This is a genomic window from Herbaspirillum sp. GW822-FHT03A08 (assembly GCF_058801885.1).
Genome location: NZ_JBXANR010000005.1, coordinates 513,922 through 538,352, shown reverse-complemented (window position 1 = coordinate 538,352; position 24,431 = coordinate 513,922). Strand labels below are relative to the sequence as shown.

22 protein-coding genes are annotated in these 24,431 nt (G+C 59.1%); 19 read left to right on the top strand and 3 right to left on the bottom strand.

Annotated elements, in window-relative coordinates; translation table 11 throughout:
• The 11 genes from AC1RN6_RS18540 to AC1RN6_RS18490 form a co-directional block, all read left to right on the top strand.
• On the top strand, positions 1-702 hold a 702-nt coding region (locus tag AC1RN6_RS18540), incomplete at its 5' end, for an aromatic amino acid lyase (protein WP_493006923.1).
• Between the two features lie 39 nt (positions 703-741).
• Positions 742-2,538: a methyl-accepting chemotaxis protein gene (locus AC1RN6_RS18535; RefSeq protein ID WP_493006922.1), complete on the top strand. Its 1,797-nt coding sequence runs from the start codon at positions 742-744 to the stop codon at positions 2,536-2,538.
• Between the two features lie 165 nt (positions 2,539-2,703).
• A complete protein-coding gene (locus AC1RN6_RS18530) occupies positions 2,704-3,279 on the top strand; it encodes a DUF4865 family protein (protein WP_493006921.1) in 576 nt (191 codons plus the stop codon).
• 193 nt (positions 3,280-3,472) lie between these two features.
• A complete protein-coding gene (locus AC1RN6_RS18525; protein WP_493006920.1) occupies positions 3,473-4,561 on the top strand; it encodes an ABC transporter substrate-binding protein in 1,089 nt (362 codons plus the stop codon).
• Positions 4,562-4,564: 3 nt separating this feature from the next.
• Positions 4,565-5,431: an ABC transporter permease gene (locus AC1RN6_RS18520; protein ID WP_493006919.1), complete on the top strand. Its 867-nt coding sequence runs from the start codon at positions 4,565-4,567 to the stop codon at positions 5,429-5,431.
• A 12-nt stretch (positions 5,432-5,443) separates the two neighbouring features.
• Complete coding sequence (locus AC1RN6_RS18515; RefSeq protein ID WP_493006918.1) at positions 5,444-6,241, top strand: ABC transporter permease; 798 nt, start codon at positions 5,444-5,446, stop codon at positions 6,239-6,241.
• A 9-nt stretch (positions 6,242-6,250) separates the two neighbouring features.
• Positions 6,251-7,084, top strand: coding sequence for an ABC transporter ATP-binding protein (locus AC1RN6_RS18510; protein ID WP_493006917.1), 834 nt, complete (start codon positions 6,251-6,253; stop codon positions 7,082-7,084).
• Between the two features lie 28 nt (positions 7,085-7,112).
• Complete coding sequence (gene soxC, locus AC1RN6_RS18505; protein WP_493006916.1) at positions 7,113-8,366, top strand: sulfite dehydrogenase; 1,254 nt, start codon at positions 7,113-7,115, stop codon at positions 8,364-8,366.
• Positions 8,353-8,943: a c-type cytochrome gene (locus AC1RN6_RS18500; protein ID WP_493006915.1), complete on the top strand. Its 591-nt coding sequence runs from the start codon at positions 8,353-8,355 to the stop codon at positions 8,941-8,943. The genes soxC and AC1RN6_RS18500 overlap by 14 nt, the downstream gene beginning before the upstream one ends.
• A gap of 40 nt (positions 8,944-8,983) precedes the next feature.
• Complete coding sequence (locus AC1RN6_RS18495) at positions 8,984-9,907, top strand: TauD/TfdA dioxygenase family protein (RefSeq protein ID WP_493006914.1); 924 nt, start codon at positions 8,984-8,986, stop codon at positions 9,905-9,907.
• A complete protein-coding gene (locus AC1RN6_RS18490) occupies positions 9,904-11,274 on the top strand; it encodes an LLM class flavin-dependent oxidoreductase (RefSeq protein WP_493006913.1) in 1,371 nt (456 codons plus the stop codon). The genes AC1RN6_RS18495 and AC1RN6_RS18490 overlap by 4 nt, the downstream gene beginning before the upstream one ends.
• Positions 11,275-11,352: 78 nt before the next feature.
• On the opposite strand, the gene AC1RN6_RS18485 is transcribed toward AC1RN6_RS18490, so the two are convergent.
• Positions 11,353-12,693: an MFS transporter gene (locus AC1RN6_RS18485; protein WP_493006912.1), complete on the bottom strand. Its 1,341-nt coding sequence runs from the start codon at positions 12,691-12,693 to the stop codon at positions 11,353-11,355.
• A 175-nt stretch (positions 12,694-12,868) separates the two neighbouring features.
• Between AC1RN6_RS18485 and cyoA the strand changes: the two genes are divergently transcribed.
• The 7 genes from cyoA (at position 12,869) to AC1RN6_RS18450 (ending at position 19,951) form a co-directional block, all read left to right on the top strand.
• Complete coding sequence (gene cyoA, locus AC1RN6_RS18480; protein ID WP_493006911.1) at positions 12,869-13,870, top strand: ubiquinol oxidase subunit II; 1,002 nt, start codon at positions 12,869-12,871, stop codon at positions 13,868-13,870.
• A gap of 105 nt (positions 13,871-13,975) precedes the next feature.
• A complete protein-coding gene (gene cyoB / locus AC1RN6_RS18475; protein ID WP_493006910.1) occupies positions 13,976-15,979 on the top strand; it encodes a cytochrome o ubiquinol oxidase subunit I in 2,004 nt (667 codons plus the stop codon).
• Positions 15,972-16,607 carry a cytochrome o ubiquinol oxidase subunit III gene (cyoC, locus tag AC1RN6_RS18470; RefSeq protein ID WP_094563797.1) on the top strand — a complete coding sequence of 212 codons (636 nt, stop codon included), beginning with the start codon at positions 15,972-15,974 and terminating at the stop codon, positions 16,605-16,607. The genes cyoB and cyoC overlap by 8 nt, the downstream gene beginning before the upstream one ends.
• On the top strand, positions 16,604-17,074 hold the full coding sequence (gene cyoD, locus AC1RN6_RS18465; RefSeq protein WP_493006909.1) for a cytochrome o ubiquinol oxidase subunit IV: 471 nt from the start codon (positions 16,604-16,606) through the stop codon (positions 17,072-17,074). Before cyoC ends, cyoD begins: the two co-directional genes overlap by 4 nt.
• 148 nt (positions 17,075-17,222) lie before the next feature.
• Positions 17,223-17,969 (top strand): SURF1 family protein, encoded by a 747-nt coding sequence (locus AC1RN6_RS18460; protein WP_493006908.1) that lies wholly within the window; start codon positions 17,223-17,225, stop codon positions 17,967-17,969.
• A 55-nt stretch (positions 17,970-18,024) separates the two neighbouring features.
• Positions 18,025-19,425: an ATP-binding protein gene (locus AC1RN6_RS18455; RefSeq protein WP_493006942.1), complete on the top strand. Its 1,401-nt coding sequence runs from the start codon at positions 18,025-18,027 to the stop codon at positions 19,423-19,425.
• Positions 19,415-19,951 (top strand): response regulator transcription factor, encoded by a 537-nt coding sequence (locus AC1RN6_RS18450; protein WP_493006907.1) that lies wholly within the window; start codon positions 19,415-19,417, stop codon positions 19,949-19,951. The genes AC1RN6_RS18455 and AC1RN6_RS18450 overlap by 11 nt, the downstream gene beginning before the upstream one ends.
• Before the next feature lie 67 nt (positions 19,952-20,018).
• Here the strand turns inward: AC1RN6_RS18450 and AC1RN6_RS18445 are convergent, their stop codons facing one another.
• Together AC1RN6_RS18445 and AC1RN6_RS18440 are read right to left on the bottom strand one after the other, a co-directional pair.
• Positions 20,019-22,127, bottom strand: coding sequence for a hybrid sensor histidine kinase/response regulator (locus tag AC1RN6_RS18445; protein WP_493006906.1), 2,109 nt, complete (start codon positions 22,125-22,127; stop codon positions 20,019-20,021).
• Positions 22,117-23,634, bottom strand: a complete 1,518-nt coding sequence (locus AC1RN6_RS18440) for an ATPase domain-containing protein (protein ID WP_493006905.1) — start codon at positions 23,632-23,634, stop codon at positions 22,117-22,119. The genes AC1RN6_RS18445 and AC1RN6_RS18440 overlap by 11 nt, the downstream gene beginning before the upstream one ends.
• 394 nt (positions 23,635-24,028) lie before the next feature.
• On the opposite strand from AC1RN6_RS18440, the gene AC1RN6_RS18435 reads away from it, so the two are divergent.
• Complete coding sequence (locus AC1RN6_RS18435; RefSeq protein WP_493006904.1) at positions 24,029-24,424, top strand: response regulator; 396 nt, start codon at positions 24,029-24,031, stop codon at positions 24,422-24,424.
• Positions 24,425-24,431: the final 7 nt, after the last annotated feature.

The window sequence follows — 24,431 nt, the reverse complement described above, 5'->3', positions numbered from 1 at the left end:
CAAGTCTACGGTCCGGTGTTCGATGCGCTCGACTACATCGACACCATCGTCGACAAGGAAATCAACTCCGCCACCGATAACCCGCTGATTTTTGACAAAGAAGGCGGCGGTTTTGAAATCATCTCCGGCGGCAACTTCCACGGCCAGTATCTGGCGCAGGCGATGGACTTGCTCGCCATGACCATCACCGATCTGGGCAGCATCTGCGAACGCCGCATTGCGCGCCTGATCGACCCGACCCTGTCATGGGGCTTGCCGCGCAACCTGATGAGCGGTGTGCGCGGCGTCAACACCGGCTATCCGGTGGTGCAATGCTCGATGAGCTCACTGGTGATGGAAAACCGCACCCTGTCCATGCCGGGCAGCGTCGACAGCATTCCGTCCAAGGGCAATAGCGAAGACCACATCTCCAACTCGACCTGGTGCGCGCGCAAGGCTGCGACTGTCGTCGCCAACACGCAATACATCGTCGGCGTGGAAATGCTGCTGGCGGCGCAGGGACTGACCATGACGCAAGAGCTGTTGAAGGACTTCGTGCTGGGCGAGGGGACGCAGGCAGCGTATGACGAGATCCGCAAGCAGATACCGGCTTGCCTGGACGGCGACCGCTGGTTCCATAACGACATTCAGGTGGCGCATTCCTTCATCACCAGCGGCTCGGTGCGGGAGGCTGTTGTAGGCCGTATCGGCAAGTTTGTCTGATCCGTACATTTAAATAAAAACAAACAGGGAAGGGCCGGTATGTTTACCTCAATCAGAACGCGTATTTTGTTTTTCAGCATTAGCTTGCTCATTGCGAGTCTGGGGCTGGTCGGTGCAGTGTCGTACGTGATTGTCAAAACGGATAACGACCTCGCCATCGATCAGAGTTCACGCTCCATCGCCGATGGCTATGCCTCGGCGATCAACGAGTGGGTGGCGGCCAAGGCCAGCATGGCGGCTGCGGCGGCGGAGGGGGTGTTGCAGGCGGATCCGGTATTTGTGATCAAGCAGCTGCAGAAGAGCGGCGGTTTCTACGTCACCACCTTTGGCAAGGAAGACAAGACCGCTTTTACTTCGGCGGCAGAAGGATTACCGGCCGGTTACGATCCGACCGGCCGGTCGTGGTATCAGCAGTCGGTCAAGGCCGGCAAGGCGGTGGTGACCAAGCCCTACACCGACGTCGTCACCAAGAAGCCGATGGTGTCTTTCACCGCGCAGGTGAAGAAAGATGGGGTCTTGCAGGGCGTGGTGGCAGCAGCGGTGTTTCTTGACGGCGTCAGCAATGTGGTCAAGGCGGTGCACCCGACGCCGGCCAGCTTCGCTTTTTTGGTCGACCGCGACGGCATGATGCTGGCTCACTCAGATGCCCAGTGGATCAACAAGCCGGTCAAGGACTGGAATCCGGAGTTGACCGCGGAGCGTCTCAATGCTTTTGCGGGTGATGGCGCCAAAAAGGAAATCGTGCTTAACGGCGCCGCCAAGGTGGTTCAGGCGATTCCCGTGAAGGACACTGAATGGACCTTGCTGGTGGCGATCGACAAGGCCGACGTCAATGCCGGCATGCGTCACGCGACACAGTCGTCGCTGATTGCCATCGTGCTAGTGGCGGCATTGGCCGCGCTGATCCTGGGCATGATCACCAGAGCAGTGTTCAAACGCCTGTCGCAGGTGCGCAATGCCATGGACAGCATCGGCTCCGGCGATGGCGACCTGACCATGCGCCTGCCGGAAGACGGCAAGGATGAAGTCAGCCAGATCGCGCGATCATTCAACGTCTTCGTACAAAAGATCACGACGATCCTGCAGGAAATCCGGCGCACCAGCGATGCCGTCAAAGTATCGTCGTCCGAGATTGCGAGCGGCAATCTCGACTTGTCGGGCCGTACCGAGCAGCAAGCCGGTGCTTTGGAAGAAACCGCTTCTGCGATGGAAGAGCTGACGTCCACCGTCAAACAGAACTCCGACAATGCGCGCCAGGCCAATGAGCTGGCGCTTGCGGCATCGGCTATTGCAGCAGAAGGCGGAGAGGTGGTCGGCAACGTTGTCGCCACCATGGAAGCGATCAATCAGTCTTCCCGCCAGATCGTGGATATCATCGGCGTGATTGACGGCATCGCCTTCCAGACCAATATTCTCGCCTTGAATGCTGCCGTTGAGGCGGCGCGTGCCGGTGAGCAAGGCCGCGGCTTTGCGGTGGTCGCCAGTGAAGTGCGCAGCCTGGCGCAACGCAGCGCGCAGGCCGCCAAAGAGATCAAGGTGTTGATCGATTCATCGGTGTCGAAGGTGACCGACGGTGGCCATCTGGTCGAAAAGGCCGGGCAGACCATGGTGGAGATCGTGACCAGCGTCAAGAACGTCAGCGCCATCGTCAGCGAAATCGCCAATGCCAGCTCGGAGCAAAGCACCGGCATCGAAGAGATCAATCGCGCCATCACGCATATGGACGAGGGCACGCAACAGAACGCCGCCTTGGTGGAGCAGGCCGCAGCGGCGGCGCAATCCTTGCAGGATCAGGCGACGCGGCTGGCCACCATCGTCGGCGGTTTCAAAATGTAGTGTGGATGCCGGCGAGGTGACGGTGCTGAATGCATCGTCATTTTTCGCATGTCGATATGCGTGAAATGCACCATTTGCAAGTCTCATCGCAGAAATGACAGTCACCGGCTGGCGGTCACATCAAGTTGAACCTAGGCTCTCCTTGTTATCACACAAGGAAAGCTTATGCTGTCGAAACAATATTCACACCGTCTTCCCGTCGACTACGACATGGACATCATCCGTCGTCGTGCTGCGGCACGCGGCGCTCTGTGGGACGATACCAAAGGCCTTGCGTTCAAGGCCTTTGTCATGCGCGAAGCCAACAAGAATGGCGCCGCCGGCAATCTTTATGCCTCGGTTTATTTGTGGAACGACGATGCCGAGGCTGCCGACTTCATCACCGGCGACCGCTTTCAGAATGTGATCCGCAGTTTCGGCCGTCCCGCCATTGAACTGTGGCTTCCGCTTGATGTGCGCACAGGGCCGGCGCAGCAGGCAAAGTCTCTCTATCGCGAAAACATCCCTTTCAACGATATTGCTGACATCGCCGCATTGCGTGCGCAAGAGATAGCGCGCAATCGTCAACTGGCGCATCAGCCTGACACGGTTGCCGTGGTGACTTCCGTCGATTTGTCGGCCTGGCATCTCGTGCGCTTGCATCTGTCGTCGCGAGAAATTGACCCGGCACACGCCGGCGATGCTTATGAAGTGCTGTATCTGGCACGGCCGGAATTGTCTCGTCTGAATACGGCAGATTGACGCTGCACAACGATTGGCGAAGAAGCTCCGCATTCATGACGGGCGGCACAAGCCTCGATTGCGTGAGAAAAAGTTTCGCATAAGGACATACGAATTCATTCGTTTGTCGCCGGTTTTCCCTTACCTATACTTGATCGCAGATTTTTGCTCCGCTATTGCGGTTGTCTGTATCAACTTCAAGTAAGGAAAAACCATGACTCTGGATCGCAGAACTGTGCTCAGGCATCTTGCTGCCGGCGGTATTGGTGCGGGGGCTGCATTGCTGGGTCTGCAAGCGCGCGCAGCAAATCAGCCTGCGACCATACGTATCGGCGTCGCGCAGCCGGGCATCGGCAACCCGCCGCAGTTTTCCGGCAGTTCCGCAGCCGTCGCGAATGCCAAGGGATGGGTCGAAGAAGAGTTCAAGGCGGATGGCATCAAGGTCGAATGGTTTTTCTTCAAGGGCGCGGGACCGGCAGTGAACGAAGCGCTGACCAACAAGCAACTCGATTTTGCGTTTCAAGGTGATTTGCCCTCCATCGTTGCCAAATCGGCCGGGCTGAAAACCAAGCTGGTGCTGGCGACCGGCGTGCGTTCCAACATCTATCTGGCGGTGCCGCCCGACTCGCCGATTCAGTCGGTCAAGGACTTGCGCGGCAAGCGCGTCGCCATCTTCAAGGGCACCAACGCCCAGTTGCCGATCAACCGCGTGCTCGAAGCGAACGGCTTGCAGGAGCGCGATCTGCGCGCCATCAATCTCGACCAGGCAACCACGCTGGCGGCGCTGAGTACCAAGGATATCGACGCCGCTTTCGGCAATATCAATCTGCTGCGCCTGCGCGACAAGAGCGCTGCACGGATCGTTTTCAGCAGCAAGGGCGGCTCGCCGATTTTCACCACGCAGTCTCATGTCCTGGTCACGGAAGAGTTTTCGCAAGCGTATCCGGAGATCACTGCACGGGTAGTCAAGACCTTCGTGAAAACATCGAAGTGGGCGTCAGATGAAGTCAATCGTGAAGAGGTCTTGCGTCTCTGGGCCAAGGCTGGTACGCCATATGAACACTGGCGTGAAGACTACGACGGCGAACCGCTGCGCGTGCGCATCAATCCCAACTTCGATCCTTTCCTGGTGGCGCGCTACAAGGATTCGGTGGAGCAGGCCTATCGTCTCAAACTGAGCCGCGCCAAATTTGACGTTGACCAATGGATTGATCAGCGTTACCTGAAAGCGGCGCTCAAGGACTTGCATCTGGAAACCTATTGGCCGATCTTCCAGGTCAACGGAAAAATTCTGGGAACCTGAGCCATGAGTACGCAGCAGGCAGCGCTGGAATTATCGCCACCCCCACAATCTGCGCCGTCGAAACCGGCTCATCCCGCAGCAGCGCCGGCATCGCCGCAGGTGCGCTTCTACCGCAAGTGGTCGCCGCGCTGGCTGGCGTTGCCGTTCCCTTTGTTTCTGTTGTTGCTCTGGTATGTCGCCGCGCGTTTTGAATGGGTCGCGCCGCAGGTATTGCCGTCGCCGCAATCGGTGTTGCTGACCTTCATCGATCTGGTTGCTTCAGGCGAAATGTTCGACAACCTGAAGATCAGTTTGCTGCGCGTGGTGATAGGTTTCGGCGTGGGCCTGATCGGCGGCTTGCTGCTGGGCGTGGCGATGGGCTTGTCGCCGGTATTCAAGGATTACGTTTATCCCTTGTTCAAGGCTTTCAGCCAGGTCCCGGTGCTGGGCTGGCTGCCGTTGCTGATGCTGCTGGTGGGCATCGACGAGGCGCTCAAGATCATCCTGATCTCCAAGGCGGCGCTGGTGCCGATTGCACTTAATACCTACAAGGGCATTGAGAACGTGCCCGCGCGCTATGTCGAGGTGGCGCGCGTACTGAAATTTTCGCGCTGGCAGTTGCTATGGCGCGTGATCTTTCCCGCCGCGTTGCCGCCGATCTGGAACGGTGTCCGCTACGGCTTTACCCATGCCTGGCTGGCGCTGGTGGTGGTGGAGTTGCTGGCGTCGTCGGAAGGTCTGGGCTACATGATCGTCTTTGGCCGTCAGCTGTTCCAGCTGGATGTGGTGATGGCGGCGGTCGTGGTCGTCGGCGTAGTGGGCTACACGCTGGATCAGGTGCTGGCGCGGATTGAAGTGATCCTGCTCGGCTGGCGCCGCAGCGGATTCTGACCGGAGATCGCCATGTCCTTCCTTCATCCCGAAGACAAACACCCCGTGCCGAAAGTCTTGCGCGGCTGGGTCTTGCCGATTTTTCTGCTGGTGCTGTGGTGGCTGGCAGCCCGTTTTCACTGGACGACGTCGCCGTTGCTGGTGCCGGTCGACAAGGTGTGGGACACCGCCGTCGAGCAGGTGCGCAGCGGCGAGTTATGGATTGCGCTTGAAGCCAGTCTGCGGCGCGACCTCATCGGGTTCGCCATTGGCGTCAGCGGCGGTCTGGCGTTCGGCATTGCGTTTGGCTTGTCGCGCCTGTTCGAGCGCATGATCGGTCCGACCTTTCATACGCTCAAGCAGATTTCCTTGTTTGCCTGGATTCCTTTGCTATCGGTCTGGTTCGGTCTGGGCGACGCAGCGAAGGTGGCTTTCCTGTCGCTGGCGGCGTTCTTTCCCGTGGTGCTCAATACCTTTGAAGGCATCCGCAGCGTCCCGGGCGAACTGATCGAGGCAGCGCGCGTGTTGAAGTTCAATCGTCGCCAATGGCTGTTCAAGCTGATCTTGCCGGCGGCATCGCCATCGATTCTGGCCGGCATTCATCTGGCCTTGATCTACGCCTGGCTGGCGACGCTGGGAGCGGAGTATCTGCTGGTATCCGGCAAGGGAATCGGCAACACCATGATCGATGGCCGCGAATTGTTTCTGATGGATCTGGTGATTTTCGGCGTGATCGTGGTTGGCTTCGTCGGCTTTGCGCTGAACTGGCTGGCGGCGCGTCTGGAACGTCGTCTGCTGGCATGGCGCGGTCGATCTGTCGCGCAATTTTAAGGAGTGGAGATGTCATTGGCCGGCACGCTGGATATCCAGCATTTAAGTAAATCCTATCCCGTCAAAAATGGCGACCTGGCGGTATTGGAGGATGTGACCCTGACCATCCAGCCTGGAGAATTTGTCAGCATCGTTGGTTCCAGCGGTTGCGGAAAATCGACTCTGCTGCGTCTGATCGTCGGACTGGAAGAGGATTATCAGGGGCAGGTTTTACTGGATGGCCAACGTATCGTCGGCACCAGTCTGCGACGCGGCATCGTGTTTCAGGAACATCGGCTGTTTCCGTGGTTGACGGTGGAGCACAACATCCAGCTGGGATTGCTCAACGCCGATCTGACGCCGGGACAAAAGCGTCAGGCGGTGCGAGAGCACATCGCCCTCGTCGGACTGGAAGGTTTCGAGAAATCCTACCCGCATCAACTGTCGGGCGGCATGGCGCAGCGCGTGGCGATTGCGCGCGCGCTGGTCAGCAAGCCGGAAATCTTGCTGCTGGACGAACCTTTCGGCGCACTCGACGCCTTGACCCGCGCCTATCTGCAGCAGGAATTGCATCGCATCTGGCAGGCCGAAGGCATCACGATGATTCTGGTCACGCATGACGTGGAAGAAGCGATCTATCTCGGCGACAAGGTTGTCGTCATGGAGCCGCGTCCGGGGCGCATCCGGCGCATCGTGCCGGTGGATCTGGCGCATCCGCGGGAACGCGCGGCAACCGGCTTTGCCGAGGTCAAGCAAGAGGTATTGAAGGAATTTTCCGGCGACAGCGCCAGCTTTGCGGAGCCGCCTTTGCGTTCAGATGCCATCGATCCAGAGCAGATTCGCCAATGGCAATTCGCCATTTAAAAATAAAAAAGCAGAGACAACCGCAACGATGAGCAGCAAGATAAATTCTGAATCCGGGCGCAGACGTTTCCTGCGTGGCGGCGCCGTTGTGGGCGGCGCATTGGCTGGTGCGGCGTTCGCACCGGGCGCACGCGCCGAGCCATTGACGGTGGCGCCGTGGAGCAAGACGCCGGGCGAGCCGGTGCTGTGGCATCCCTATGGCCAGCCGTCGCCGTACGAAAAAAATGTAGTGCGCCGCTCGCGTGGCGCAACGCCGATTCCCGGAGCGAATTCATCGATGACGCCTTTGCAGAATCTGCACGGCATCATCACGCCGACCGGACTGGTATTCGAGCGGCATCATGCGGGCATACCGCAGATCGATCCGGAGCAGCATCGGCTTGCGGTGCATGGTTTGGTGGAGCGCCCGACAATTTTTACGATGGATGATCTGGTGCGGCTGCCGTCGGTGTCGCGGATTCATTTCCTGGAATGTTCCGGCAATACCGGGCGTGAATGGAAGGGGCCGGGCACCGCCTCGCTGCAGTTCAGCCATGGACTGCTGTCTTGCTGCGAATGGACCGGCGTGCCGCTGGCGGTTGTGCTGGAGGAGGTCGGCATCAAACCGGAAGGCTTGTGGATTCTGGCGGAAGGCGCCGACTCCGCCGGCATGACGCGCAGCATTCCGCTCAGCAAGGCGCTCGACGACGCCTTGTTGGTGTACGCGCAGAACGGTGAGCGTCTGCGGCCGGAGCATGGCTATCCTCTGCGTCTTTTTCTGCCGGGCTTTGAGGGCAACATGAGTGTCAAATGGCTGCGTCGCCTGAAGGTCGGACGCGAGCCTTTCATGACGCGCGAAGAGACGTCGAAGTACACGGATTCGATGCCGGACGGTATGGCGCGGCAGTTCACGTTTTTGATGGAAACCAAATCGGTGATTACTTTTCCGGCGCCGGATCATCGGCTCAAGGAGAAAGGTTTTTACGAAATATCCGGTCTGGCATGGACGGGGCGCGGGCGCATCAAACGTGTCGACGTTTCCACCGATGGCGGGCGGAGCTGGAATGCAGCGCAATTGCAGGAACCGGTATTGGATCGCGCGCTGACGCGCTTTCGATTTCCATGGCGCTGGGATGGTGCGCCGGCGGTGTTGCAAAGCCGGGCAGTGGACGAGACCGGCTACGTGCAGCCCAAGGCAACGCAATTGGTCGAGGCGCGCGGCGTCGAATCGAATTATCACTTCAACGCCATACAGAGCTGGAAAGTGGCGGGCGACGGAGTCATTACCAATGTCCAGGTTTAAGTCGCTCGTCGCCATCGTGATCGCTTTGGGCACGGTCTTGTTGACATCGCCGGTCGCGCAGGCGCAGGTCTATGGCATCGGCCAGGCCGCCGGCGAGCGTGATCTGGCGGCGTGGAATATCGACGTCGCCGCGGATGGTGCGGGACTGCCCAAAGGCATCGGCAGTGTCGAGCGAGGCCGCAGCATCTATGCCCAGGAATGCGCCGCCTGCCATGGCGTCAAAGGCGAGGGCGGTCTGGCTGATCAGCTGGTTGGCGGCAAAGGCTCGCTGGCGACAGCGAAGCCGGTAAAAACCATCGGCAGCTTCTGGCCTTATGCGACGACGGTGTTTGATTTCATCAAGCGGGCGATGCCGTACAACGCGCCGCAGAGCCTGAGCGCAGACGAGGTATATGCGGTGACGGCGTATCTGCTCAACTTGAACGGCATCGTCGCCGACAACGCCGTGCTCGACGCGCAGTCCTTGCCACAAGTGCGGATGCCCAATCGCGACGGTTTCATCAACGACAGCCGTCCCGACACCGCCAATGTCGCTTGTCGCAAAAATTGTCGTCCGTCTTCCGCAGCACAACCGTAAGACGCATTAGCCAGCGTTATTTCAATCAAGGAGATACAAGATGTCAGAAGCATTGCTTGATTTGCACCCCGTTGCCGGCCGTATCGGCGCCGAGATTCGCGATGTGCGCCTGTCCGGCGATCTGGGCGCAACGACCTTCGCCGCTATCCGCCAGGCGCTGCTGAAATACAAGGTCTTGTTCTTTCGCGGCCAGCAGCATCTTGACGACGCAGGGCAGGAAGCTTTCGCCAAACTGTGGGGAGACCCGGTAGCGCATCCGACAGTGCCGGTACGCGACGGCACGGGCTACCTGCTGGAGCTGGATTCCGCGCACGGCGGCCGGGCCAATTCGTGGCATACGGACGTGACCTTCGACGTGGCGTATCCGCAGGCATCGATCCTGCGCGCGGTGGAGATTCCGGCATACGGCGGCGACACTGTCTGGGCCAACACCGCGCAAGCCTATCTCGATCTGCCGCCGGCGCTGCGTCAGCTGGCAGATAATTTGTGGGCCTTGCATACCAACGACTATGACTACGCCTCGCGTTTCAATGCCAGCGAGACCGGACTGAAACGCTATCGCGAAGTGTTCACCTCGACCATCTATGAAGCCGAGCATCCGGTAGTGCGCGTGCATCCGGAAACCGGCGAGCGCACGTTGGTGCTTGGCCATTTCGTCAAGAAGCTGCTGGGTTATCCGACGGCCGATTCCGATCATCTGCTGAAGCTGCTCGACAGTTATGTCACGCGACTGGAAAACACTGTGCGTTGGCGCTGGTCGTCGGGAGACGTGGCGATCTGGGACAACCGCGCGACCCAGCATTATGCAATCAACGACTACGGCGATCAGCACCGCGTGGTCCGCCGCGTGACGATTGCCGGCGACGTGCCGGTCAGTGTCGACGGCCGTCGCAGCGTGGCGCGCAATGTGCCGGAGAAGACACGTTCTGCCGAGACAGTTTCTACGGCGGCGGTGGCATCATGAGTACACCGAAAAAACAACTGAAACTTGGCGCCTTTTTACAGGCAACCGGTCATCACGTTGCAGGCTGGCGCCATCCCCGGGCGCAAGCGAATGCCGGACAGAACATCGCGCATTACCGCCAGATCGCACAGACTGCGGAACGCGCCAAGTTTGATGCGTTGTTTCTGGCCGATGGCGTAGCGATTCGCTCGCACGATGCGGAGACCTTGCATCTGACTTCACGTGCTGCAACTTTCGAGCCCCTGACGCTGTTGTCGGCGCTGTCGCAGGTCACTGAGCACATCGGTCTGGTGGCGACGGTATCGACCACGTATAACGAGCCGTATCATGTGGCGCGCAAGTTTGCGTCGCTGGATCATCTGAGCAATGGCCGCGCCGGATGGAACGTAGTGACCTCATGGTCGGAGTCGGAAGCGCATAACTTCAATCTCGACAAGCATCCGGAACACGGCGCCCGTTACGAGCGTGCTGAAGAATTCGTCGACGTGGTGCGCGGCTTGTGGGACAGCTGGGAAGATGATGCTTTTCGCTTCGATCAGGCGGAGGGCGTGCATTTCGATTTCAACAAATTGCATGCGATCAACCACAAAGGAAAGCACTTTTCCGTACGCGGTCCGTTGAATGTGGCGCGTCCGGTGCAGGGGCATCCGGTGGTGGTGCAAGCCGGATCGTCGGAGCCGGGACAAGAGTTGGCGGCACGTACGGCCGAAGTGATTTTTACCGCGCAACAGTCATTGCAGGATGCGCAGAGTTTCTACAGCGGCTTGAAATCGCGGCTGGAGAAGTACGGCCGCCATCCGGATGAATTGAAGATCATGCCTGGCGTGTTCCCGGTGGTGGGGCGGAGCGAAAGCGAGGCGCAGGAGAAGTTCGAAGAGCTGCAATCGCTGATTCATCCGACCGTCGGGCTGTCGCTGTTGCAGCAGCATCTGGGCGGCATTGATTTGTCGGGCTATCCGCTGGACGGACCGTTGCCCGAAAATCTACAGGAACCGAACGGCACCAAGAGCCGCTTCCAGTTGGTGACGGCACTGGCGCGCCGCGAGAATCTGACTATCCGCCAACTCTATCTGCGCGTGGCGACGGCGCGCGGACACTGGTCGATTCATGGCACGCCGGGGAGCATCGTCGATCGTCTGGAAGACTGGTTCCTGAAGGGCGGCGCCGACGGCTTCAACATCATGCCGCCGACCTTGCCGGGCGGACTGGATGACTTCGTCGAGCTGGTGTTGCCGGAACTGCGCCGGCGCGGCTTGTTCCGTACGGAGTATGAAGGCAAGAGTCTGCGTGAGAATCTCGGTCTGGCACGGCCTGCCCACAAGCTGTATCAGCAGGCCGGCGGTGATTTGCTGGGGCGGGTGGCGTAGTACTTCTTCCCGCAATGAAAAACGGCCTGGCTGCTTTCGCAGACCAGGCCGTTTTTTTGTGCTTCAACGACTGATTGATTATGTCAGCGCGCGGTTGACGCTCAATGCCGCCAGCGAGCAGACTGCGCCCGACAACAGATAGATGCTGACGTAAGCCAGGCCGAAGTGCGCCGACAAGCCCAGCGCCACCAGCGGTGCAAAACCTGCACCAACCAGCCATGCCAGATCGGATGTCAGCGCTGCACCGGTATAGCGATACTTGGCAGGGAAGTTGGCGGTCACTGCGCCGGCAGCCTGCCCATACGACAAGCCGAGCAGGGCGAAGCCCACCAGGATGAAGATGTCCTGGCCGGTGTCGCCGCCATTGATCAGCGTCGGCACGAAGCCGCTGAGTACCGCAATCAGCACCGCCAGCGCACCAAGGGTGGTGCGGCGGCCGAAGCGGTCAGCGATCGGACCCGACAGCACGATACCCACCATCATCAGCACCGCGCCGAACACCTGCACCATCAGAAAGTCGCTCATCGAACGCATCGAGTACAGCGAAATCCACGACAGCGGGAACACCGACACCAGATGGAACAGCGCATAGCTGGCGAGGGCGGCGAGGGCGCCGATGATCAGGTTGCGGCCTTGCGTGCGGGTGATGTCAACGACGCTGGTCGGTTCCAGTTCACGTTCTGCCAGCAGGCTCGAATATTCCTCGGACGCTACCAGGCGCAGACGGGCGAACAGCGCAACCACGTTGATGGCGAACGCGACATAGAACGGATAGCGCCAGCCCCAGTCGAGGAAGTCTTCACTGGTCAGGTTGCCGATCAGATAAGCGAACACCAGACCGGCGACGATGAAGCCGACCGGCGCGCCCAACTGGCCCAGCATGGCGTACCAGCCGCGCTTGTTCTTCGGCACGTTCAGCGCCAGCAGCGAAGGCAGACCATCCCAGGAGCCGCCCAGCGCCAGGCCCTGGCCGATGCGCAGGACTGCGAGCAGGACGATGGCCGTGAAGCCGAGGTGCTCATAAGTCGGGAGGAACGCGATACCTGCCGTGGACAGGCCCAGCATGAACAGCGCCAGCGTCAGCTTGACCTCTCGCCCCAGTTTCTTTTGTATTGCCATAAAGATAATGGTGCCAAACGGCCGCGCAATAAACGCAAAGGCGAAAATGGTAAAGGCGTAGAGCGTGCCCTCCAGGCGTTGCTCAAAGGGGAAGAAAATTGTGGGAAAAACCAACACTGAGGCTATGGCATACACGAAGAAATCGAAGTATTCTGAAGCCCTTCCGATGACCACGCCGATTGCAATATCACCTGGCGCAATCACTGGATGATCAGATTTGGCATTATCAGAACCACCGACAGGCGTATTTGCAGAAAATTTGCCAGGAAGTTCAGGGTGATGAATATGAGTGCTAGCCATGATCATTGTCTCTCTTTCTTGGTTCGGTCTGTGACGCCGCTACGTTCCGCGAAGACATTGTCGATTTTTTTGTTATGTACCTGGACAGCTGGGTAGGACAAATTGTCCAATCGCCAATGCTTTACGGTAAGTGTACATTAGCATGATTTGATAGCTCCGACTGGACTTTCCCTGCATGTTTTCACATCTCATTCGCCGCGGATTCATTTTTCTGCCTGCAATTTTGTTGGCTGGCTGCAACACGGTAGTCCTGAATCCCTCGGGAGACATCGCCAGCCAGCAAGGCAGGCTGATCGTCATTTCCACTATTCTGATGCTGCTCATCATCGTTCCGGTGATTGCGCTGATCGTCCTTTTTGCCTGGCGCTACCGCCAGAACAATACCGCGGCCCGCTATGAACCAGACTGGGATCACTCGACCCAGCTCGAACTGGTTATCTGGGGCGCGCCTCTGCTGATCATCATCGCGCTCGGCCTGCTGACCTGGATCAGCACCCACACGCTTGATCCTTACCGCAAGCTGTCGCGCCTCGATGCGCAACGCCCCATTCCTGAAAACGTCAAGCCGCTGACCGTAGAAGTCGTCGCGCTGGACTGGAAGTGGCTGTTCATCTATCCGGAGCAAGGCATCGCCACCGTGAATGAACTGGCGGCGCCGGTCGACCGGCCTATCGAATTCAAGATTACTGCTTCGACAGTGATGAACTCGTTTTATATCCCGGCTTTGGCAGGACAAATTTACGCGATGCCCGGCATGCAGACCAAACTCAACGCCGTCATCAACAAGCCGGGCGAGTTTGAAGGCTTCTCCGCCAACTACAGCGGCGCGGGTTTCTCTGACATGCGCTTCAAGTTCCATGGCGTGAGCGATGACGATTTCGACGCCTGGGTCAAGAAGGTCAAGTCCAGCGGCGGCGCTCTGCAACGCGCGCAATATATGGCGCTGGAAAAGCCGAGCATCAAGGATCCGGTGCAGCATTTCAACGCTGTCGACGGCACACTGTTCCACGCGATCCTGAACCGTTGCGTCGCTGAAGGGCAGGTCTGCATGGACAAGCAGATGATGACCGACAAGAACGTCAAGGACGAAGGCAAGGGCGAAAAGACTGAAAAGGGCGCTGCCAAGGCAGCTCCGCAGGAAGTCGCCATGGCAGCCGGCCAGCACCACCATGAATAATCAATCGAAAGAACAGCCGGCGGCAGCGATGTACGTCACCGGCAAGAGTGCCATGCAAGTTGTAACGCATGGCGCCGCGACCTTCTTTTTCAGCGGAAAGTAACGATGCTAGACCATATTGACATGACCAAGCTGATCTTCGGCCGTCTCAGCTGGGAAGCGATTCCCTTTCATGAACCCATCCTGCTGATAACCTTTATCGGCGTGCTGATCGGTGGCGTCGCCGTACTCGGCGGCATTACCTATTTCCGCCTGTGGGGTCCTTTGTGGCGCGACTGGATCACCAGTATCGACCATAAGAAAATCGGCATCATGTATGTCATCCTCGGCATCGTCATGCTGCTGCGCGGCTTTGCCGATGCGCTGATGATGCGTGCCCAGCAGGCGCTGTCCTTCGGCGATTCGGCCGGCTTCCTGCCGCCGCATCATTACGACCAGGTCTTCACCGCCCACGGCGTGATCATGATCTTTTTCGTGGCGATGCCGCTGGTGACCGGTCTGATGAACTACGTCGTGCCGCTGCAAATCGGCGCGCGCGACGTGGCTTTCCCGTTCCTGAACAACTTCAGCTTCTGGATGACGACATTCGGCGCCGGCCTGGTCATGGCTTCGCTGTTCGTCGGCGAATTCGCCCGTACCGGCTGGCTGGCCTATCCACCGCTGTCGGGTATCCTCGGCAGTCCTGATGTGGGGGTGGACTATTACATATGGTCATTACAGATTGCCGGGGTAGGGACGCTGCTATCAGGGATTAATCTGATCGCCACCATCGTCAAGATGCGCGCGCCGGGCATGAACATGATGAAGATGCCGGTCTTCACATGGACTGCACTGTGCACCAACGTGCTGATCGTTGCTGCTTTCCCGATCCTGACGGCTGTTCTGGGCATGCTGTCGCTGGACCGCGTATTCGGCACCAACTTCTTCACCAACGATCTCGGCGGCAACGCCATGATGTACGTGAACCTGATCTGGATCTGGGGTCACCCTGAGGTCTACATTCTGATTCTGCCTGCTTTCGGCATTTTCTCGGAAATCGTCTCGACCTTCAGCGGCAAGCGCCTGTTCGGCTACACCTCCATGGTGTATGCGACCGTCGTGATCACCATCCTGTCCTACCTGGTCTGGCTGCATCACTTCTTCACCATGGGTTCTGGAGCGAGCGTCAATTCGTTCTTCGGTATCACCACGATGATTATCTCGATCCCGACCGGCGCCAAGATTTTCAACTGGCTGTTCACCATGTACCGCGGCCGCATTCGCTTTGAAGTGCCAATGCTGTGGACTATCGGTTTCATGATCACCTTCGTCATCGGAGGCATGACCGGCGTGATGCTGGCGGTTCCTCCTGCCGACTTCGTGCTGCATAACAGCCTGTTCCTGATTGCTCACTTCCACAACGTGATCATCGGCGGCGTGGTGTTCGGCATGTTCGCAGGCATCAACTTCTGGTTCCCGAAGGCTTTCGGTTACAAGCTGGATGATTTCTGGGGCCGTTGCAGCTTCTGGTTCTGGTGCATCGGTTTCTGGGTTGCGTTCACACCGTTGTACGTGCTGGGCTTCATGGGCGTTACCCGCCGCATGAGCCACTTCGAAGATCCTTCGCTGCAGATCTGGTTCCAGATCGCTGCGTTCGGCGCCTTCCTGATTGCACTGGGTATCGGTTCGTTCATCATCCAGCTGGTGGTCAGCTACCTGCGCCGCGACAAGCTGCGCGACACGACCGGCGATCCATGGGGCGCCCGTACTCTGGAATGGTCGACTTCCTCGCCACCGCCGGATTACAACTTCGCGTTCACTCCACGCGTGCATGACAACGACGCCTGGGCTGACATGAAGGCCAACGGCTACACCCGTCCGCAGGAAGGTTTCGTGCCTATCCACATGCCGAAGAACACCGGTTCGGGCTTCATCATTGCCGCGCTGAGCGCAGTGATCGGCTTTGGCCTGATCTGGCAGATGTGGTTGCTGGCAGGCGCCGGTTTCATCGCCCTGATGGCTGCGATCATCACACATACCTTCAATTACAAACGCGATTACTACATCCCGGCCGACGACGTCGTCCGTGTTGAAGCCAACCGCACACGCTTGCTGGATAGCCATGTCTGAGATTTCTAATTCCTCCGCCGCAACCATGGGCGCATCGCCAAGTTCGCGTTACTACGTCAAGGAACATCATCCGGAAAACGGCACTTTGCTGGGTTTCTGGATGTACTTGATGAGCGACTGCCTGATCTTTGCCTGTCTGTTTGCCACTTACGCCGTGCTGGGCCGCAACTATGCGGGCGGTCCGACCGGCGCCGAGCTGTTCGATCTGCCGCTGGTGGCGATCAATACTTCCTTGCTGCTGTTGTCGTCGATCACGTACGGCTTCGCCATGCTGGAAATGCAAAAGAAGAAGGTCAAGACCACGCTGATCTGGCTGGCCGTCACCGGCTTGCTGGGCGCGGGCTTTATCTACCTGGAACTGTATGAGTTCATCCATCTGATCCATGAAGGCGCGGGTCCGCAACGCAGCGGCTTCCTGACATCGTTCTTCGCACTGGTCGCAACCCACGGTCTGCACGTCAGCTTCGGTATCGTCTGGCTGATCACGCTGATGTTCCAGATCAATAAGCATGGCCTGACACCTGAAAACGGCCGTCGCCTGATGTGCCTGTCGATGTTCTGGCACTTTTTGGACGTGGTCTGGATCGGCGTCTTCACCTTTGTTTATCTGATGGGAGTCCTGCCATGAGCGCGCCACAACATCAAGCCCACCCATCGCACGCCGAGAAATACGGTCATGAGGACGGCTTCGACGTCCACCACCACGACCACACCGCCGACCACGGCAGCCTGAAGAGCTACACCATCGGCTTCGTGCTGGCGGTGATCCTGACAGCGATTCCATTCTGGCTGGTCATGGGCAACGTGATCGAAAAGTCGAGCACAGCAGGTTTCGTCCTGCTGGGCCTGGCAGTGGTACAGATCGTCGTGCACATGATTTATTTCCTGCACATGAACTCCAAGTCCGAAGGCGGCTGGACCATCCTGGCGCTGATCTTTACGATCATGGTCGTGGTCATCATGCTGGCTGGTTCGCTGTGGGTCATGTATCACCTGAATCACAACATGATGCCGGGCATGAGCCAGGATCTGATCCAGGAAGCCGTGCCGGGTTCGATGCAAAACATGCAGCACGACATGCCTGGCATGAAGTGATCTGCAGCTGATTTGCATCTTCTCCGCATCTTCTGAGTATCGTTCAGTGACAGATAGTCAGTCTCCAGGGCGCGCCGCAGCTTCTGCAACAATGGAAGCAACGGCGCGCCCTCGGTCTTCCGGGCTGCGCTTTTTTTTGGCGCTTTGCATGCTCGTCGTTTTTCTCGGTTTCCTCGCACTCGGCACCTGGCAGGTCAAACGCCTGTTCTGGAAGCTCGACCTGATCGAGCGCGTCGATCACCGTGTTCACGCGGCTCCCGTTGCCGCACCGGGCCCAGATGCCTGGCCGAGAATTTCAGCCGATTCCCATGAATATCTCCACGTCCGCGTCACCGGCACCTATCTGTATGCGCAGACTGCGCGCGTCCAGGCGGCTACCATCTACGGCAGCGGCTACTGGCTGCTGACGCCGCTGCGCAGCGCCGACGGCACGATAACGCTCATCAATCGCGGCTACATCGCCACGGGAGCGCATGACGTGAAAGAGGGCGCAGGCGACGCTCCCGGTGATGTGACGGGGCTGTTGCGCATCAGCGAGCGTGGCGGCGGTTTCCTGCGCCATAACGATCCTGCTGCCGATCGCTGGTTTTCGCGCGATGTGCAGGCCATTGCAGAAGTACGCAAGCTCAGCAATGTCGCACCTTATTTCGTCGATGCCGATGCTGCCTCCAATGGTTCCGCGCAGCAAGACGGGCGCGCCGCAGCTACAGCAGCAGGAGAACCTGTCGGCGGTTTGACAGTAATTGCTTTCCCCAACAACCACTTGGTTTATGCTCTCACCTGGTACGGACTGGCGCTGATGATGGCCGGTGCCGGCTTCTGGGTCATGCGCGACGAAAAACGCCGTCGCGCGGCCCGACTGGACCAGGAAAGCAACAATGGCAAGCAAGCCTGACAATACGCAGTTCATCACCCATCACGACATTCCTCCCCATCAGCAAGATATGCTGATGGATGGCGTAGCGCCGCTTGGCGCAGAAAAATCCTCGAACACCCCCGACCGCGCCGCCGGTCACAAGAACATGCTGCAGCTGATCCAGCTGCGCTGGATTGCGGTGTTCGGACAGATCACGACCATCATCGTGGTGATTTTCGGCTTCGACATTCATTTGCCTTTGCCGCACATGCTGGAAGTGCTGGCCTGCCTGATCGCCTTCAACATCGCCAGCCATCTGCGCTGGCACGAGCGGCCGTTCGTGACCAATCGCGAGCTGTTCCTGGCCTTGCTGGTCGACGTGGCCACGCTGACGGCGCAGCTTTATCTGAGCGGTGGCGCCACCAACCCGTTCGCCTTCCTGTACCTGCTGCAGATCATCATCAGCGCGGTGCTGCTGGCGGCCTGGTCGACCTGGACGATTGTCGTCATCACCAGCCTGTGCTTCGCCGGACTGTCGCAATTCTCGATCCCGCTGTCGTTGCCGCCGGACCATGGCAACGGCGTCTTCAGCCTGTATGTCGAAGGCATGCTGATCTGCTTCATCCTGATCGCCGCTTTGCTGGCCATCTTCATCACGCGCATCAGCAGTATCCGCCGCGCCGGCGATGCCCAACTGGCAGCCTTGCGTCAGCGCGCAGCGGAAGAGGATCACATCGTGCGCATGGGCCTGCTGGCGTCCGGCGCCGCGCATGAACTCGGCACGCCGCTGGCGACCCTATCGGTGATCCTCGGTGACTGGCGGCGCATGCCGGAGTTCAGCAGCAACCCGGAGCTGCTGGAAGAAATCAGCGAAATGCAGATCCAGCTGCAGCGCTGCAAAACCATCGTCAGCGGCGTGCTGCTCTCGGCCGGCGAAGCGCGCGGCGAATCCTCGGTCAAGACTACGCTCAATACCTTCCTCGGCGACATCGCGGAAGAATTCCGCGCCACGCGTCCTATCGTCGCCTTCGATTTTGAGAACTACATTGATCAAGACATGCCGGTGGCCTTCGATTCGGCGCTCAAGCAAATGATCTGCAACGTACTCGACAACGCGCTGGAGGCATCGCCACGCTGGCTGCGCTTCAGCGCCACGCGCGAGGGCAATATACTGAAGGTGACCGTGGACGACACCGGACCCGGTTTCATGCCGGGCATGCTGGACCAGCTGGGCAAGCCGTATCAGTCGACCAAGGGTAAAACCGGCGGCGGGCTGGGGTTGTTTTTCGTCGTCAATGTCGCACGCAAACTGGGTGGTGCGGTCACCGCGCACAATCGCGAAGAAGACGGTATCATCGCGGGCGCCACGGTCAGCCTGACGCTGCCCCTGTCGGCAATCAGCCTCGAGGCAGACGAGTCGGCGATGGAAGACGGCTCGGCAGTACAAGAAAATCCATCAGAACCCATGAAAGAGAATTCGCAACATGTCCACTGAGCGTCTGCTGTTGATCATCGAAGACGACGAGGCGTTTGCACGCACGCTGGGCCGCTCTTTTGAGCGGCGCGGTTATCGCGTATTGCAGGCTGCCAGCCAGGATGAGGCCGAAGCTATGCTCAGGCAGCACAATCCCGGTTATGCGGTAGTGGATCTCAAGCTCAACGGCAGCACCTCCGGCCTGGCCTGCGTACAGATGCTGCACCAGCACGATGAGAACATGCTGATCGTGGTGCTGACCGGCTTCGCCAGTATCGGCACCGCGGTGGAAGCCATCAAGCTGGGCGCCTGCCAGTATCTCGCCAAGCCCTCCAACACCGACGACATCGAAGCCGCCTTCGGCCACGTCGCCGGTACGACGGAGATCGAACTGACCAATCGCTCAACCTCCATCAAGACCCTGGAATGGGAGCGCATCCACGAAGTGCTGGTAGAGACCGATTTCAATATTTCCGAAACAGCGCGCCGACTCGGCATGCATCGCCGGACACTGGCGCGCAAGCTGGAAAAGCAACGCGTAAAGTAAGTCGATGTCCGCGGCGCCAATGACGCCGGGATGAGGCTGGGCCGCAGGAATAGCAATCGGGAATGACTCAGGAACCGCCAGACGCGGCCGAACGCAGTTGTTCCGAAGCAGGGTGGACATGCATGGCGCGCTTGACGCTACCGGCCAGTTCCGAGATCTGGAAGGGCTTGCGCAGCACGGCTTCCAGGCCGATCACCTTTTCCACCGCCTGCATGTCGGCATAGCCGGTTGCCATGAGAATCGGTAATTGCGGATGGCGTTCGCGCGCTGCTGCAATGACTTCCGCACCGTTCATTCCCGGCATCAGAAAATCCACGATCAGCAGGTCGAAGCGGCCCGCCTGCAGTTTCTCCAGTCCGAACCAGCCGTTCTCTGCCTGTTCCACGGTATAGCCGAGAATCTCCAGGCATTCGACAATGAATTGCCTGACCTCATCGTCATCCTCGATCACCAGAATGTTGCCGCTCTCTTTGGAAGCAAGTTCGTGATCGAGCGATTCCTGATACGGTTCATAGACGGGCAGGGCGCTGGCGACCGGCAGCCAGATCTCCACGGTGGTGCCTTTGCCGACCACGCTTTCGATGCGCGCCTGGCCCCCGGATTGGTCGGCGATGCCGTAGACCTGGCTCAGTCCGAGCCCGGTGCCTTTGCCGACCGCCTTGGTGGTGAAGAACGGATCGAATACTTTGCTGAGGATTTCTTGCGTGATGCCGGCGCCGGAATCTTTGACGGCGATAACGACATACATGCCGTCCTTGAGTACGCCGCCACGTGCCTCCCGCTGGTGTGCCTCTATACTCAGATTGCCGCCGTCAGGCATGGCGTCGCGCGCGTTGATGGTCAGGTTCAGAATCGCCATCTCAATCTGGTTGGCGTCGGCGATGGCGCGTGGCAACGCCTCCGGGATATTGACCGTAATGTTGATGCCGGTGCCGACCGAGACGGAAATCAGATCCTTCATGCCGTCGATGACCGCCTCGATATCCACCGGCTTCAGATCCAGCGTCTGGTTGCGCGAAAATGCCAACAGTTGCCCGGTCAGCTTGGCTCCGCGTTTAGTGGCATTGCGGGCCGAGCCGGCCATGCGCTTGATGCGCTCGTCCGAGGAGAGGCGCTCGATCAGATCGACATTGCCGATGATCACATTGAGCAGGTTGTTGAAATCGTGTGCGATACCGCCGGTCAGACGGCCGATCGCCTCCATCTTTTGCGCCTGCACCAGGGCAATCTGGGTACGCTCGCGCTCGGCCATTTCCCGCATGAGGCGATCATTGGCTTGCGCCAGTTCGGAAGTGCGCTCTTCGATGCGCGCTTCCAGCGTTTCATTGAATTGCTGCAAGGCGCTCTGGCTTTCCAGCAGGCGGTTCTCCGCTTCGCGGCGTTCGCTGATATCCAGCGACACGCCGGCCATGCGTACCGGCACGCCGACGCGGTTATGCATGGTCTGGCCGCGGATCTGGACCCAATGCACGGATTGATCCGGCCATACCACCTTGTACTCGATGGCGAAGTCTTCCTTGGACAGAACGGCTGCTTCAATGACATCCAGATGGCGCTGGCGGTCATCCGCATGGATCGCCTGCAGCAGATCGTCGTAGGTGAACTCGCTCTCGGGCGCAATCCCGAAATGCATCTTGCAGGTTTCCGACACGATCAGGATGGAGCTGTCCAGATCCAGGCTCCACGATCCCAGGCGACCGGCGTGCAATGCCAGGCGCAGATGTTCTTCAGAACGTGCGCGTTCGTGCAGATGGCTGCGGCTGAGGTATTGGCGGCGGCGCGCGCGCAGGGCCGAGACACTCGCGCGCACCAGCGTTTCGGCATTGACCGGGCGCTCCAGCAGAATCATGTTGATATGCTGTTCGAGCAGGTCGAGAGACGGATGGCGCTCCTGCCCGCGCCGCCGTGCGCTAAGGATGACAAAAGGAAAGTCGGACCACGATTCCTGCGCTTCGACCCAGCGATTGAGCATGCTGAAGTCCATGCCCATCAGCGCTTCCTCGGTAATCAGCGCCGCACCGGCACCGCTCGTGAGCTCCTGCAGCAAGGTGCTGTAGTCCGGGCAGACGATGCATTTGACCCGCTCGCGCGACAGCGTCTGCGAGATCACTTCCGCGTCGCGGCCGTGCGGTGCGAGGATCAGGATGCGTTCTTCAAGCGAAGAATTAAACGGCATTGTTCAGCATAGGCGTCTTGCCGCGATAAGACGGCAGGCCGCTCATGATGCCCTCGAAATCCTGCAGTGGCTCACCGATCTGCAGGCCCTGGCTGGCGCTGAGGCGGAACTCGTGAATCGTTCGGGCATGATGATTGGTGCGGCTCTTGATCACCGAGATCGCAGTGGAGATGTCGCCATGCGCCTCAAAGAAGCGGAACATCAGGATGGCGTCGCTCAGATAGCTCAGATCCACGTCCGAACGAATCTCGCCGACCAGTCCGTGTTGTCCCAGCACCAGCAGCGTGGTGACGCCTTGCAGGCTCAGATAGGTCAGTACTTCGTGCATCTGCAGCAGCAGGTATTTTTCACCTGGCATCGCCTGCAGATAAGCATTGAGACTGTCGATGGCGATGAATGTACGATCCTCTTGTTCCACGGCCTGGCGTATCCGGCTGGCGAATTCTCCCGGCGACATCTCTGCGGGGTTGATCTGGTACAGCGTCAGACGGCCATCGGCGATATAGGGCGAAACATCCATACCCAATGCGCGCGAGCGGATCAGCAAGGTGCCGATACCTTCGTCAAACAGGTAATACGCGGCACGCTCGCCGCGTTGCAGCGCGCTCAATACGCAGCGGATGGACGTCGTCGTCTTGCCGACGCCGGACGGGCCGCTCAGCAAGGTATTGGTGCCGCGCACCAAGCCGCCGCCGAGCAGCGTGTCCAGCTCCGCAACGCCGGTGCTGACGACGGCGTCGTCGAAATCGACGGCATGGTCAGACGCCACCAGGCGGGGAAATACGCGCATGCCGCCGGTTTCCAGCAGGAAGTCGTGATAGCCGCCGCTGAATTTGATGCCGCGCATCTTCACCACGCGCAGGCGGCGCCGTTCGGTACCAAATTCCTGCGCAAGCTGTTCCAGGCTGATGACGCCATGGGCGATGCTGTGCAATTGCAGATCGCCAGGATCGCTGGTGCGGTCGTCCAGCATCATCACGGTACAGCTGCGTGTGGCAAAAAAGTGTTTCAGCGCCAGGATCTGGCGACGATAGCGCAGCGGATTCTGCGCCAGCAGACGCATTTCCGACAGACTATCGAAGATGACGCGCGACGGCCGCAGTTCGTCCACGCGCGCCATCACGTTGCGAACGGTTTCGCCGAGTTCGACTTCGGACGGGTGCAAAATGGATTGCTGGAAATCGATACTGAGATCGTCCTCGTTGACCATCTCGTAGATGGACAGACCTTCCAGCGACCAGCCGTGCGAGGCGGCGACGGCTTTCAGTTCAGACGCGGTTTCCGACAAGGTGATGTAGAGGCCTGTTTCTCCCTCTGCCGCTCCCGTAAGCAGGAACTGCAGGCCGAAGGTGGTCTTGCCGGTACCCGGCGTGCCCTCGATCAGGTAGAGGCGATGTGCGGTAACGCCGCCCCCGAGCACGGCATCCAGACCGGCAATGCCGGTGGCGGCGCGATCGGAATATGCGGGATGGCGACCAGAAGTGAGGTTATTTTTTTGTAGATCCATCACATTGACGTCGTTTGAGTTGACAAAGTAAAACTTTTTTTCTGATGGCTTACTGTAGCAGCAGGGCCTTTTTGCCCCTGTCAGATGACCCCTGAAACCTTTGTAAGACAATTTGAAGTGGGTGCGGAAAGGCCCGGCAGGAAAGCCTTTCCGGCTTTTCGCGTGGAAATGTCTTTTTGTCGCCGGCATGTGAATTTGCGGCGGGGATGCTTTACTATCGAGGCTGTAAATTGCGCGGCGACGGTCGTCGCGCGCATGGACGATGCGGAATACCTCGCAAGCACAATTCCGCAGAACGGTACGGCATGAAAAGTACAGTACAAGAAACGATGCTGAACAGACAACACTGGCAAACATGATGACAAGCTTATCGACTCCTTTATCGGCCCCATCCATGACCGACGACAATTCCGGCCTGCAGATTCTGGTGGTGGAAGACAATCTCGACTCGCAGCAACTGGTCTGCGAACTGCTCGGTGCGCTCGGCCATCATGCCCACGGCGTGGGCAGTGGCGAGCAGGCGCTGGCCGTGCTGGAGCGGCGGGCCTTCGACGTATTGTTTACCGACGTCAGCCTGCCAGGCATGTCCGGCATCGAACTGGCGCAACAGATGAACGTCAGAGCGCCCGGCCTGAAAATTATTTTCGCCTCCGGCTACGGCGCCCAGATCAGCAAGAACGTCAGCAGCACCGCATTTTCGCTGCCCAAGCCCTACGACATCGATCAGTTGCAAAACATCCTCGACGGCATCAGCCGCGAGTTGCAGCGCACCGGTGATCTGGCGCACTGAGGGGAGA

Bases quoted from the DNA above. Each gene is read 5' to 3' on its own strand.
- AC1RN6_RS18530 (WP_493006921.1), top strand. From the start codon at position 2,704: ATGCTGTCGAAACAATATTCACACCGTCTTCCCGTCGACTACGACATG.
- AC1RN6_RS18535 (WP_493006922.1), top strand. From the start codon at position 742: ATGTTTACCTCAATCAGAACGCGTATTTTGTTTTTCAGCATTAGCTTG.
- AC1RN6_RS18515 (WP_493006918.1), top strand. From the start codon at position 5,444: ATGTCCTTCCTTCATCCCGAAGACAAACACCCCGTGCCGAAAGTCTTG.
- cyoA (WP_493006911.1), top strand. From the start codon at position 12,869: ATGTTTTCACATCTCATTCGCCGCGGATTCATTTTTCTGCCTGCAATT.
- AC1RN6_RS18435 (WP_493006904.1), top strand. From the start codon at position 24,029: ATGACCGACGACAATTCCGGCCTGCAGATTCTGGTGGTGGAAGACAAT.
- AC1RN6_RS18500 (WP_493006915.1), top strand. From the start codon at position 8,353: ATGTCCAGGTTTAAGTCGCTCGTCGCCATCGTGATCGCTTTGGGCACG.
- AC1RN6_RS18520 (WP_493006919.1), top strand. From the start codon at position 4,565: ATGAGTACGCAGCAGGCAGCGCTGGAATTATCGCCACCCCCACAATCT.
- cyoD (WP_493006909.1), top strand. From the start codon at position 16,604: ATGAGCGCGCCACAACATCAAGCCCACCCATCGCACGCCGAGAAATAC.
- AC1RN6_RS18510 (WP_493006917.1), top strand. From the start codon at position 6,251: ATGTCATTGGCCGGCACGCTGGATATCCAGCATTTAAGTAAATCCTAT.
- AC1RN6_RS18455 (WP_493006942.1), top strand. From the start codon at position 18,025: ATGGATGGCGTAGCGCCGCTTGGCGCAGAAAAATCCTCGAACACCCCC.
- AC1RN6_RS18525 (WP_493006920.1), top strand. From the start codon at position 3,473: ATGACTCTGGATCGCAGAACTGTGCTCAGGCATCTTGCTGCCGGCGGT.
- AC1RN6_RS18440 (WP_493006905.1), bottom strand. From the start codon at position 23,634: ATGGATCTACAAAAAAATAACCTCACTTCTGGTCGCCATCCCGCATAT.
- AC1RN6_RS18445 (WP_493006906.1), bottom strand. From the start codon at position 22,127: ATGCCGTTTAATTCTTCGCTTGAAGAACGCATCCTGATCCTCGCACCG.
- soxC (WP_493006916.1), top strand. From the start codon at position 7,113: ATGAGCAGCAAGATAAATTCTGAATCCGGGCGCAGACGTTTCCTGCGT.
- AC1RN6_RS18495 (WP_493006914.1), top strand. From the start codon at position 8,984: ATGTCAGAAGCATTGCTTGATTTGCACCCCGTTGCCGGCCGTATCGGC.
- cyoB (WP_493006910.1), top strand. From the start codon at position 13,976: ATGCTAGACCATATTGACATGACCAAGCTGATCTTCGGCCGTCTCAGC.
- cyoC (WP_094563797.1), top strand. From the start codon at position 15,972: ATGTCTGAGATTTCTAATTCCTCCGCCGCAACCATGGGCGCATCGCCA.
- AC1RN6_RS18490 (WP_493006913.1), top strand. From the start codon at position 9,904: ATGAGTACACCGAAAAAACAACTGAAACTTGGCGCCTTTTTACAGGCA.
- AC1RN6_RS18460 (WP_493006908.1), top strand. From the start codon at position 17,223: ATGCTCGTCGTTTTTCTCGGTTTCCTCGCACTCGGCACCTGGCAGGTC.
- AC1RN6_RS18485 (WP_493006912.1), bottom strand. From the start codon at position 12,693: ATGGCTAGCACTCATATTCATCACCCTGAACTTCCTGGCAAATTTTCT.
- AC1RN6_RS18450 (WP_493006907.1), top strand. From the start codon at position 19,415: ATGTCCACTGAGCGTCTGCTGTTGATCATCGAAGACGACGAGGCGTTT.